10 protein-coding genes and 1 pseudogene are annotated in these 11,856 nt (G+C 48.4%); all 11 read right to left on the reverse strand.

Features of this window, described 5'->3' with window-relative positions; genetic code table 11:
* Positions 1-279: 279 nt before the first annotated feature.
* Complete coding sequence (gene glnA / locus ACLTD4_RS30370; RefSeq protein WP_117623929.1) at positions 280-1,707, reverse strand: type I glutamate--ammonia ligase; 1,428 nt, start codon at positions 1,705-1,707, stop codon at positions 280-282.
* Between the two features lie 387 nt (positions 1,708-2,094).
* On the reverse strand, positions 2,095-3,075 hold the full coding sequence (locus tag ACLTD4_RS30375; protein WP_117622436.1) for a DUF4340 domain-containing protein: 981 nt from the start codon (positions 3,073-3,075) through the stop codon (positions 2,095-2,097).
* A gap of 47 nt (positions 3,076-3,122) precedes the next feature.
* A complete protein-coding gene (locus tag ACLTD4_RS30380; RefSeq protein WP_117622435.1) occupies positions 3,123-4,493 on the reverse strand; it encodes a GldG family protein in 1,371 nt (456 codons plus the stop codon).
* A gap of 24 nt (positions 4,494-4,517) precedes the next feature.
* Entirely contained in the window at positions 4,518-5,384 is an 867-nt protein-coding gene (locus tag ACLTD4_RS30385; protein WP_117622434.1) for an ABC transporter permease, read from the reverse strand.
* Positions 5,385-6,605 carry an ABC transporter ATP-binding protein gene (locus ACLTD4_RS30390; protein WP_117622453.1) on the reverse strand — a complete coding sequence of 407 codons (1,221 nt, stop codon included), beginning with the start codon at positions 6,603-6,605 and terminating at the stop codon, positions 5,385-5,387.
* Positions 6,606-6,838: 233 nt separating this feature from the next.
* On the reverse strand, positions 6,839-7,060 hold the full coding sequence (locus ACLTD4_RS30395) for a GHKL domain-containing protein (protein WP_117622433.1): 222 nt from the start codon (positions 7,058-7,060) through the stop codon (positions 6,839-6,841).
* Between the two features lie 278 nt (positions 7,061-7,338).
* Complete coding sequence (locus ACLTD4_RS30400; protein WP_147335894.1) at positions 7,339-7,524, reverse strand: hypothetical protein; 186 nt, start codon at positions 7,522-7,524, stop codon at positions 7,339-7,341.
* A gap of 309 nt (positions 7,525-7,833) precedes the next feature.
* Positions 7,834-9,093 carry an ABC transporter substrate-binding protein gene (locus tag ACLTD4_RS30405; protein WP_117622432.1) on the reverse strand — a complete coding sequence of 420 codons (1,260 nt, stop codon included), beginning with the start codon at positions 9,091-9,093 and terminating at the stop codon, positions 7,834-7,836.
* 78 nt (positions 9,094-9,171) lie between these two features.
* The gene (locus ACLTD4_RS30410; protein WP_055653630.1) at positions 9,172-10,086 is read right to left on the reverse strand and encodes a helix-turn-helix transcriptional regulator; all 915 of its coding nucleotides are present in this window, start codon (positions 10,084-10,086) and stop codon (positions 9,172-9,174) included.
* Between the two features lie 41 nt (positions 10,087-10,127).
* Positions 10,128-11,210, reverse strand: coding sequence for a glycoside hydrolase family 105 protein (locus tag ACLTD4_RS30415; RefSeq protein ID WP_055653629.1), 1,083 nt, complete (start codon positions 11,208-11,210; stop codon positions 10,128-10,130).
* Positions 11,203-11,856 (reverse strand): annotated as a pseudogene (locus tag ACLTD4_RS30420) (hypothetical protein); the annotation flags it as partial. The gene ACLTD4_RS30415 and the pseudogene ACLTD4_RS30420, both read right to left, overlap by 8 nt.

Genomic DNA, 11,856 nt, shown 5'->3' on the forward strand with positions numbered 1-11,856 from the left:
CCACTTTTTTCATTTTCTTCAAAACTTTCTCAGCGGTTCAGCTGGAAGATTTTTGAAAAAGTTTGCCGCCGTTTTCAGCGGTGAGGTATATCATATCAAAGCAGCCGACAAAAGTCAACATGTTTTTTGATTTTTTTCATTTTTTTAAATTTTTGCGATTTTTCATTCATATTCAACTATGCTGTTTCCATAAATAAAAGCGGTCCCGGGAGCACCCGAAACCGCAGATTTTTATTATCAATCAGGATAAATGAAGCAGCTTCCTGCAATACCAAATGATTACAAATCAAAATATCTCTGGAATTCCGCCGGATGCGGAATCTGAGACAGTTCCCGGCTTTCCGCTCTTTTCTTCTTAAGCCATATCTCAATCAGGCGCTCCGGGAACACGCCTCCCGCTGTCAGATATTCATGATCGGCCTCCAGAGCATTAAGCGCCTCATCCAATGTCTTTGGCAGCGACTGGATCTTTGCTTTTTCTTCCTCCGGAAGATCATAGAGATTACAGTCAAATGGCCCCCAGCCATGTTTTTCCGGATCGATCTGATTCTGAATGCCATCGAGTCCCGCCATCAGAATCGCCGCATATGCATAGTAAGGATTTGCTGTTGCATCCGGATTTCTCAATTCAAACCGTTTGGCCTTCGGAGTCTTGGCATAAGCCGGAATCCTGATCACGGCACTTCGGTTGGATGTGGCATATCCGATGGTCACCGGTGCTTCGTATCCCGGCACAAGACGCTTAAAGGAGTTTGTGGACGGATTGGTAAATGCACATAGGGATGGGACGTGTTTTAACAGTCCTCCTATAAAGTAGTGTGCAGTCTTACTGAGACCGGAATATCCATCCTCATCGTAAAAAACCGGCTCCCCGTCTTTCATCAGCAGCATATGGACATGCATTCCATTGCCGGCCTCTTTGTATATGGGTTTCGGCATAAAGGTGGCAGTCCTTCCCTCCTGAACCGCTGCGTTATGGATCACGTATTTGATAATCATGGTCTTGTCCGCCATGTCCACCATATCGCCCAGCTCCACCTCAATCTCCATCTGTCCTGAGCCGCCTACCTCATGGTGATGGTATTTCACATCCACTCCCCATTCCTGAAGCATCATACACATTCTGCTTCTTAAAGTATAGGCTGTATCCTGAGGTGCTGCGATATGGTATCCGCCGCCTCCGGGTACTAAAAAGCCTTTGTTATCAGCAGACTCCCTGCCGCTGTTCCAGGCCGCCTGCCTGGTATCCACGGTAAAAGCCATACGCTGCGGCTCCACCATATAGCTGACATTGTCAAATAAATGGAACTCGAATTCCGGCCCGATCAGCATCTGATCCGCGATTCCCTGTTCCTTCATATATTGAATGGCCCGCAGGCTTACATTCCTGGGATACTGGTCAAATGGCTTGTTTTCCTTTCCTATGACACATACGTCTCCGCACATGGTCAGTGTCGGAATCTCTGTAAACGGATCCACCACAGCAGTTTCGGGGTCCGGTATAAATACCATATCACTCTTTTCCACCGGGGCGTATCCATAGTTCGAACCATCAAAACCAATCCCCTGCGTAAAAATCTCTTCATCAAACCGTTCAACCGGAATGGTGATGTGTCTCCAACGGCCGTTTAAATCCGTCATCTTGAAATCAATCATCCTGATTCCCTTTTCTTCGCAGATACGCAGAACCTCTGTACTCTTTGACATAGTTTCCCCTCCAAATCAGATTGTCAGCAAAATTTGCCTGTTATGTTGATTCTACCATATTCCGCAGAAATTATCGCCCCTTTAGACGGCTTTTCCTGCAATATTTTTCGCTTGAGTTACAGTTCACAGCCCTGTCGGTCTCCGCTTCCCGGTCTGCTCCGGCTGGCTTATCCCCGAAACTTGAACTGGAAACCACGCATAAGCCAGCCGGGGCAGACCGGGAAGCGGAGACCGACAGGGCTGTGAACTGTAACTATTCCCTCCTCACGGAAGGCCCTGTTCATCCATTTATCCCCCTGCCGGTACTTCATAATCGTTCCATAAACAAAAAAGACGCTGATGCGCAGTGGTAATCAACTGGTATCAGCGTTTTTTCATTATCCTTTTTTATTCCTCACCCCCGGTATCAACCGTCATGCATTTATCCAGAGTCGTTTTATCGATTTCGTTCACATATTTGGAATCCGCTGTCCTCGTATAGTAAGTGGTTCCATCCTCGCCGGTATTTCCTACCGCCAGCGTAAATGTCTTCTCTTCTCCGTCCTTCTCATACGTATAGGTCAGCACCGCCTGTGGATGATCCAGCCCGTAGCCTGCCAGTTCTTCGTCCGTAACCTTGTAATTCGCGCAGCTCTTAACCACAAGGCCGCTCAGCGAATCTGCCAGCACATTGAGTGCCGCGTTGTCCGGCAGTTTGTTGTCTTCCGTATCGTCCGAACCGCGGTACCAGGCAATGGTTCCATCCTTATCCAGTGTCTTCTTCACATAATGTTCGCTGACTCCGTTTTTCTCTATTGTGATCGTCTGGATATCCGTCCCCAGGACAGCCGGGAACTCTTCCAGCGCCATCATATCCTCCAGTCCGTAAGCCGTCTCATCGAACAGGGAGGAACTGATGAGATAAGGCACATTCTGCCCGTCGATAACGGCATAATAGTTTCCGTCGTCCGTCTTATCACCGATGAGAATGGTGGTCGTATCCCCTTCATCCGCCGATACGGTCACCCGCCGCACCGGTGTATCCAGGCCGTATGCGGTCAGATCGTCCCCGCCCTCCAGTTTTCTCACTGCCGGAAGCTTCTTTACCGTTCCTGCCAGTGAATCCATGCGGGTGGTATTCACCGGAAACTGGTCGTCGCCGTCATACATCCAGGAATCGCCATCCTTTGTAAATGCCAGCACATTTCCGTCATTATCGTAGGAAACAGCTTTTATTCCAGAGAAATCGGTCATATATATTTTTTCGTTTTCCGCCTGCTGCTGTTCCTTTTCCTTTGTATGAGCCTGATACGCCCCGACACCGGCATAGATAACGCCCAGCGCCGCGACCACCAGACAGCCTGTAAGCAGTCCGTAATTCTTCTTCATTGCCACGCCTCCATTTTTATTTTGCCGCACGGCTAAATAATTACTTTCTATAAACGTCTCCGCTTCAGCCACACCATAAGGCCCGCCGCCACGGTTATCACCGGAATGACGAGAATAAAGACGATTCCCCACATGCCGCCATGAGTCACCGTGTTGTATGTCACCTCAAGGCTCTTGGACGGTATGGAAACGTTGGTCACATCTTCAAAATTGGCCGTTACCGCGTTCATAAACAGGTCCAGATTCGTAAGATTCGTAAATGTACTGTTTAACCCGTCATCGATCAGAGAAGGCGTACCGAATACCGTCAGTCTCGCAGTGCCGGAATCCAGTGTTTTCACCGCCGTTGCCCCCAGAATGTAGGTGCCCGGTGTCTGCCCGTTTTCCGTGACAAGCATGCCGCCATCCGTTGTCTCCATAAACGGCTCTACCGTAACCTCATCAGGAAGTGTCTCCAGCTGGCTAAATGCAGCGGACTGAAGGATCAGAGCAGTGCTCTTTCTGTCAACTCCCGTCGTAATCTCACTGCCGGATACGAGAGTCGGGAAAATGTAATAGGGATTATTCTGGTAGTAGCTCTTCGTATCGGCCGCCAGGCCATTTTCCATATTTAGACCGTAGGCGTTCATAACGGCATTCAGATTGGGTCGGTCCTTATCGGAATATCCGGTAATTAAAAGTACATTTCCGCCGCCATCCAGGTAGTCTGTCACCATGGTTTTCTCATCGTCAGCAAGATCATTTGCCGGTGCATTTATCATGAGAAGCTCGCAGTCCTCCGGGATCCCGCCTCCTGTCAGTAAGTTGATGGTATTTACCGTAAGGCCTGACTTTTCCAGCATATCGGAAGTAAGCGTACCTAACGCCGCCTCCCCATGACCTTCCGTCACATAGATATTTTTCTGCACATCATTTGTTACATAGGAGACAGCACTGGTAAGCTGGCCCTCTCCGTCGAACTCCGTCTCCTTTGCCTGGCCGTAATAATAGTAAGACATCTGGTCATATTTAATGATATCGCTCATCTGGATCGTTTCCGTTTTTCCATTATCCTCACACATCACCAGAATCGTATTGTTCTCTGCGTTCAGCTGCTTTACCTGGTCCGGGTGCAGGACGGAATCCACGTTCTCTACCTTAATATGATCCGAGAGATCCGCATACCGGTTAACAAAGCTTGTAATTCTGTCATCCACCGCCGATGGATCTGCCACCACGTAAATCGTTACGTCCTTATCGAGGGATGCGAGAAGCTCCTTCGTCGTATCTCCCACCGTATAAATCTGTGTACCGCTCAAATCCCACTGGCGTACCTTTTCAGGAAGACGGCCTACGATCATATTTAACAGCACGACAGCTGCGATTACGATCACAGAAAGGATCGCCGCGTAGCCGCCCTTTTTTAGTTTTCTTGTCATTTCCAGCCTCCTAGTTTTGAGTAATTAGCTCCATCTGCGTTTTTCCACGGACTGCACGGTCAGAAATACCAGCAGAAAAATAATGCTCGCATAGTAAATGAGACCACCCGCATCAAAAATATAGTTGTTGGCAAAATTCTGAAACACATCCGTAACCGCAATCTTCTCTACAAGATTTACGAGAGCGCGGTCAAACATGCTCTTTTTGGCAACATACGCTCCCACCAGGGCGACGATTCCCGCCGCCTCCAGCACAAACGCCAGAAGGTTATGGCTCGTTACCCGATGAAGGATCACCACGCAAAGTGTCCAGAGAAGCAGGAAGCCCACCAGCGAGCCGGAGGCCGAGGTCGGAAGGAAGTTCACGAGGCTGGGCCACAAAAGCAGCAGCAAAATGACTCCGAAGGTTCCCACCGCCGCGATAATCTGGCTCTCTGTTGTGGACGATATAAACATTCCAATGGCAATGTAAACACAGCCCAGAAGGAAAAACGCCAGGATTGACGCGTAATCCGTCTTTAAGTATGCCGTTCCATTCATCTTTATTATGAGCGGGCAAAGGCAGGAAATGAGGACCGGAACCGCAAAAACAGTAACCATGGACAGATATTTGGCCAGAACCATTTTCGGTACGGAAACCGGTGCTGTGAGAAGCAGCTGGTCCGTCTTCGTCTTCCTGTCATCTGCAAAGCTTCTCATGGTCAGAACCGGAATGCCGATCATCACGATCGTTACCATGCCGGACAATGTATAGGAAAAATACGGATAACCGCTCATCAGATTGTAAGCCATGAAGTAAATTCCGACAAACAGAACCAGAAACGCGATGAATACATATCCGGTCATGTATTGGAAATACGACTTCAATTCCCTTTTATAAATCGCCGCCATTTATACTTCCTCCTTTTCGGTTTCTGCCGTGAAGTCTTTGTCAGGATCATTTTCCTCTTCTGCCGCGTACGAAGCATTGTCGGGATTAGTTTCCTCTTCTGCTGCGTACAAGGTATTGTCGGAATCATTTTTCTCTTCTGCCGCGTACGAAGCATTGTTGGAATCAATTTCCTCTCCTTCCGCGCCCGAAGCATTGTCCGCAGTCAGTTCCAGGAATACCTCTTCCAGAGATGCCTTTGAAGTATGCATGGATAGAATCGGGATCCTCCGGTCTGCAAACGCAAAGAAAATAGTCTCTCTGATGTCCGTCTGCGGAATGATATTCATGTCTTCGTTTTCTTCACTTTCCTCTCTCTCTTCGCTCTCTTCTCTCTCCGCGTCCTCAGCCCTATCTTCCAGGCAATTCTCTCCCATCAGCTGGAAGGTCACCTTCCTCACGCCTTCCTCGCCGCTCTCGCTCACCGCGATTTCCTCTGCTCCGTCAATCGCTTCGAGAATCTCCCGGATCTCTTCTTCCTGTCCCTTGACGAGCAGTTCCATGCCGGCGGCCCCGGCCATCTGACGCTCCAGATTCTCCGGCGTGTCGCTGGCGATCAGCTTTCCACGGTCAATGATCAGGATATGGTCGCAGACCGCGCTGACCTCGGAAAGGATGTGGGAGCTTAATATCACTGTGTGTTTTTCTCCCAGTTCCCGGATCATATCCCGGATCTCGATAATCTGTTTTGGATCGAGGCCTACAGTCGGCTCATCTAAAATGATCACAGGAGGCATACCTAGCACCGCCTGGGCCAGCCCGACACGCTGCCTGTAGCCCTTTGACAGATTTCGGATCAGCCTTCCCTGCACGTCTTCCAGCTTCGCCAGCGCTACCACCTCGCCGATGGCACTTTTTCGTTCCTTCTTCGGTATCCGTTTTAATTCCGCTGCAAATTCCAGCTGCTCCATAACCGTCATATCGACATAAAGAGGAGGAAGCTCCGGCAGATAGCCGATACATTTCTTCGCTTCCTCAGGTTCTTCCAGTATGTTGTGTCCGTTGATCAGGACATCTCCCTCCGTAGCACCGATATAACCGGTCATGATGTTCATGGTAGTCGATTTTCCGGCGCCGTTAGGTCCTAAAAAGCCGTAAATCTGACCGTCTTCGATGGTAAAGTTCAGATGATCCACTGCCAGATGGCCGCCGTAATCTTTTACGAGATTCTTTACTTCTATCAACTCGTTCTCCTCCTGATTTCTATATTTACACGGGCGCGGGAAAGGGCCGCTGACATCTGGCCTCACCGCACGCCTCGCATATTCGGTGTTAATACATAGGGTAAAAAATAAATGTGTTGATTCTGTGTTCATATTTTGATGTTTCTGTGATAAAAGTGTGAACCAAAAAAGCAGAGGCAGCTGAAACGCATCCGCGTCCAAGCCCTCCTCTGCTTTATAACCTCCTGCCGGCGTCATTTCTCCGTGCTTCTCTTCTGAAGCATCACCGTCAGGATAAATTGATTTTCTTTCACCTCATATTCCGCGCTTCCAAGGTATTTTTCAGCGCTCTTCCGAATATTCTGAAATCCCAGTCCATGCCATTTTAAATCGTCCTTTCTGGTTATCAGCGAAAAATCGGACGAATCTCTGCTCAGAACACCATCGAAACTATTCCGAATCACGGTAAAGAACATATTGTTTCTTTAATAGGAAATGAAGAAATATTTTATATGTTTGTCCGACCACCTCGCTAAATCGGTCGGCCTTACAAGCAATCTGGATATATTGAATCATATCCTCTAAAGTTTTAGATATGATATTTTACGAAAGTTCTTGAATTATTGTAAAGTATTGTTTATAATAAAATTATAAACAAAGAAAGCACCCACTCCAAAAGTGGAGGCTCCCAAGTTGATAAGTTACATGTCCTTAATGGACACCGCTCACCCTGTGGGTAGACAGGGTGAGCTTTTTATTTACGCTTATTTCTCTTATCGAGAAAGGCGATCAACGCTACAATCCAGCAGCCAAAGGACATCAATAAGGTTAAAATCCCTATAAATATCGATATAATCTCGTATGCTGTCATGGGCGCCACCTCCTTCCTATGTATTCCGGCGAACCGGTCGCAGGGCTGGGAGGCTGCCACTCCTGTCATGAGTGCTTTCCACTTACCATTCTAGTATAAAATTCTATTATTTGCAATCTATAATTAGAGAAATCGAGACACTCATAATAATAGATATAGATACGCAGTATCTATAAGTCCCTTCCCCAAAAAGAAGACATCATCCCGCCAGAAAAGAAACCGCCCACACAAAAAAAAGCCGCCGTCCCATCTGATCCCCTCATCCGGTACGGCAGCTCATCTCACTGGTTCACAAACCCATTTCCTTTGATCCCAGTTTACTATTCTTTTCCCTCAGACATCCTCTTCCAACTATACCAACCGTTACAGACAGTCCAACTATTTCAGTTCCTCCAGCGTATCCGTAATCAGCTTATCCATATCTTCCGCATACTGGTCCACCGTCAACTGGCCGGCCAGCACCTCGATCAGCTTATCTCTCAAATCATTCTGAATCGCCCCGGTAAACGCCTGGTAGCCCCACTCTGCACCCGGCTGCGATCCGGTAGCTGCCAGCTCCTGAGAGAAGATCGTGAAGAATTCTTTTCCGTATTCATAGTCCAGACTCTCGTTGCCCTTAACCTGAGATAGGTAGCTGTTTTCCACGCAGTACTGCGCATTGTTCTCCGCTTTGGAAATCCATTCGATGAATTCCGCAGCTTCCTTTTCCACACCGGTGTTCTGGAAAGCAGCCAGGTACTTGCCGCCCGGTACGGAGGAACGGATCGCTTCCTTTGGCAGATAGGTGACGCCCCAGTCGAAGTCCGTAATCTCTTCCTTATAGTTTGCAATCATCCAGCTTCCCGCAAAATGCATGGCCACCTGACCGGTACGGAACAGGTTGTTGGGGTTTTCCGATCCAAGCCATACAGAGGTCGGAATAATTCCCTCGTCGTGCAGATCCTTAAAGAAGCTTACCGCCCTTTTCGTCTCATCTGTGTTGAAATTCGACGCCGTTAAATCGCTGTTTAACATGCTGCCTCCAGCCTCGTACAGCAGAGTGGTGAAACGCTGCGGAGACTTGTCATAGACCAGTCCGTATTTACAGTCGCTCTTATCCATCACGGTCTTCATGGCTTCCTTCCATTCATCCCAGGTCCAGATCTCATCCTCTGACTGCGGCACAGCCACACCGGCTTTTTCAAACGCTGTCTTGTTATAAATTAATCCATTGGCCGTTACATCCATGGGAGCCGCCAGGATTTTTCCGTCAAATATAAACTTTAAACCCTCGCCAAAGCTGTTCTGGAACGCATCCTTGTCCGACACGTATCCGCCCAAATCCACCAGCTGGTTCTGGAACGGCCCGATATTCGTAAGCCTGGCCAGCGCCGGAGCTTCCTTGCCGTTGATCATGTTCTTGATCTTGCTTTCGAGATCCGCATACGGAACTTCAATCAGCTCGATCTTGATATTCGGATGCTCCTCCATATATTTGTCGGCCAGTTTCATGAAGGATTCCCCCTCTTTTCCATCACTGAACCAGACGACATCCAACGTCTTTACTTCATTTTCGGCTTTCCTGCCCCCGCCGGAACAGCCGGAAAGCGTCCCCAATACCATAGCCCCTGCCAGCAGAACTGATAACCATTTCTTCATAATATCCTCTCCTTTACTCTTGATACGCTTATTTTATCAGTTATTTTGCACAATTAATCACAGATAAATCATCAAAAATCATACATTATTGTTCTTTTTATTCTGTGCATACTTTTTCGGTGTTATCCCCGTATTCTTTTTAAACACCGAGATAAAGTGGCTGTCACTGTTGTAAGAAAGTTTCAGCGCCACATCCGTGACCGAAGTTCCCTTTTTCAAAAGCGCTTTGGCCGCAATAATCTTCTGGTTCGTCACATACTGCAGAACCGTAAACCCGGTCTCCTTTTTGAAATAATGGCTCAAATAATAACGGTTCATATAGAATTTTCCCGCAATCTCATCCAGGTCCAGTTTTTCCTCCACGTGGGTCGCGATGTATTTTTTGATCTGTTCCACCCGCTCCCGGTACAGAATCGGGTCCCGGAACTTCTCCTCCTCCCCTTTCCGTTTCCGTTCCTCCGGATCCGGGGCAGTATGTTTCTCCTTCGTAAAAAACTTATACATCTCATTGATGGCGGTAATCAGCTCCAGAATGGAGAGGCGGATCTTTACAGACGCTTCATCACTGCTGCCGCTGCCTATATTTGTCTCGATTCTGGCCAGCAGCCGCTCTACCCGCTTCAGATTTTCCCCCTCCAGATAGAGCTTGTGGACGAAATCATCACCCCTGTTCTCGAAAAACATGCCAAAGTCATAGCCAAACGCCTTTTTCATCGGTTCCAGCAGTTCCGGTTCAAACATCAGGACGTAACGGTTGTATTCCTGTCCCTCCGCCCCGCTGGTGCGGTGGTATTCCCGGTTGTTAATAAAAAACAGATCACCCTTCATCACACGGTAGACGCGGTCACCGATTTCCAGCAGCGCCCCGTCGCTTAAAAACAGAATAATCTCATATTGGTTATGAAAATGAAAGCCCTGCATCGACCAGTTTTGTGTACTTCCATGAAAATAATACAGAGATTCAAATTCTTCAAAAAATACGCGTTCTTTCATTGTCACAACCTCCTGGTGTACTGTACTGATGATGTTTCGGGTCATGAATGCCAGTAATCCGTCAATGCCTCCTGAAGGGCCAGTATCATCAGTGCCTGTCCATACGTCATGGGGCAGCACGGAATTTTATTATAAAATTCCTTATCAAGCCCGATTGGGGTGCCATAAGATACATTCTTCACCGTTCCGTCATCGTCGATGTTGTCCAGCAGCCCCTTCACGGCCTTTTCTATGAGCCCCTCGTACTCTTCCCGTTTCAGAATTCCAAGCCTCACGCCCTGCATAATGCCCCTTAAAAATGCCGCGCTGGCGGAGAGTTCCAGGTAGCTGTCCGGGTCGTCGATTACCGTGTGCCACAGCCCCGTTTCCGGATCTGCATACCGTTTTAGTGCCTCCACCTGATTTTCATAAACCGTAAGGAAATGGCGTTTCAGCCCTTCCTCCATGGGAATTTCCTGGATCAGCTCCATTGCCACAATCGTATACCAGCAATTTCCACGCCCCCAGAGAATTCCGCCGTAATTGTCGTTCCGCTTAAAATTAAAGCCATGGTAAAACAGCCCCTCATTTTTATTCAGAAGGTATTTAATGTGGCACAAAACCTGATACTTTGCTTCCTCGATATAGTCCGGCCGGTGTAAGAGCCTGCCGGCCCTGGCCAGAAACAGCACCGTCATAAACAGTGTGTCGATCAGGATCTCCGAGTCATTGGGATTGCCGGTGATCATATGCTGAAAACAGCCGTCTCCGGTCCGGATCAGTCCTTTTTCCTCCATGATCCAGTCCGCCCATTCCCCAATAAAGGCGAGATAGGACTCCTTTTTTGTAATTTCATATAGGTAGGTGAGTGTCAGCATGGGGGAAGTCGTATTCACATTTTTTTCAACGATACCCTCCTCCATGCGTCTGTCATACCAATCCGTCAGGAATGTGAGCAGCTCCGGCTTCCGGCTCATCTCATAATACCGGTAAAGGCCGAAGAGTCCCACCCCCTGCGGCCATTCCCAACAATTGATGTCGATCAGGCTGACCGGATATTTCTCCTTCATTCCATTATTTTTCAGTATCATCATCTTGTCAGATACAAGATTCAGCTTTTCTTCCATAATCTGCTTCTCAACCACGATCGCATTCCTCCAGATTTAATTTGCCCTCCACGTCCAGCGGATAGTCATAGACCGTTTCTCCGTTTACTTTCAGAAGGAAATCCGGGCCGGTCAGGAACTCCGTTCCCCTTTCATCCCTTACCACGGTCTCCTCCCCGTCTGTCCGAATCTCTATTTTCTTAAACGCAGCAAGCAGCGCATCCAAATCGCCGTACTCGTCCATACGTCCTGCCCGGATAACCCACACATTATCACGGCCCTGACTCATGAATTCCCGGAAACAGTTTGGTCCCTCCTGCTGCATGGTCAGCCCGTTCATCGCCTTCACCGCAATGTAAGCGCCGTCCTTTTCCAGGACAATGACGCCATCTTCCCCAAGATACCGGGTAAACGCAGAGAGAGGTATGTAAGCATGAGTATAGCCGATTCGTTCCTCCCTGCCAATCCGATACCGGAGAATCGCCGTATTGCGGTACTGGACTGCCAGAGGCAGACTCCCATTTCCGGCCCAGAAGTTAGGCCGGCCGCTGCCGTATGGGAATGACTCCCCCGGGTGGTTTACAAACACTTGGGCCAGTTCATCAATCACCGCCTGTACAATATGCTCCTGATACCCCTTCGGAATTGGTTTTACTCCCACCGCAGTCGAGAGCAGGGCATAAGC

The organism is Hungatella sp., assembly GCF_046966825.1.

Bases quoted from the DNA above. Each gene is read 5' to 3' on its own strand.
- ACLTD4_RS30395 (WP_117622433.1), bottom strand. From the start codon at position 7,060: ATGTTCTTTACCGTGATTCGGAATAGTTTCGATGGTGTTCTGAGCAGA.
- ACLTD4_RS30375 (WP_117622436.1), bottom strand. From the start codon at position 3,075: ATGAAGAAGAATTACGGACTGCTTACAGGCTGTCTGGTGGTCGCGGCG.
- ACLTD4_RS30405 (WP_117622432.1), bottom strand. From the start codon at position 9,093: ATGAAGAAATGGTTATCAGTTCTGCTGGCAGGGGCTATGGTATTGGGG.
- ACLTD4_RS30400 (WP_147335894.1), bottom strand. From the start codon at position 7,524: ATGACAGGAGTGGCAGCCTCCCAGCCCTGCGACCGGTTCGCCGGAATA.
- ACLTD4_RS30380 (WP_117622435.1), bottom strand. From the start codon at position 4,493: ATGACAAGAAAACTAAAAAAGGGCGGCTACGCGGCGATCCTTTCTGTG.
- ACLTD4_RS30410 (WP_055653630.1), bottom strand. From the start codon at position 10,086: ATGAAAGAACGCGTATTTTTTGAAGAATTTGAATCTCTGTATTATTTT.
- ACLTD4_RS30385 (WP_117622434.1), bottom strand. From the start codon at position 5,384: ATGGCGGCGATTTATAAAAGGGAATTGAAGTCGTATTTCCAATACATG.
- glnA (WP_117623929.1), bottom strand. From the start codon at position 1,707: ATGTCAAAGAGTACAGAGGTTCTGCGTATCTGCGAAGAAAAGGGAATC.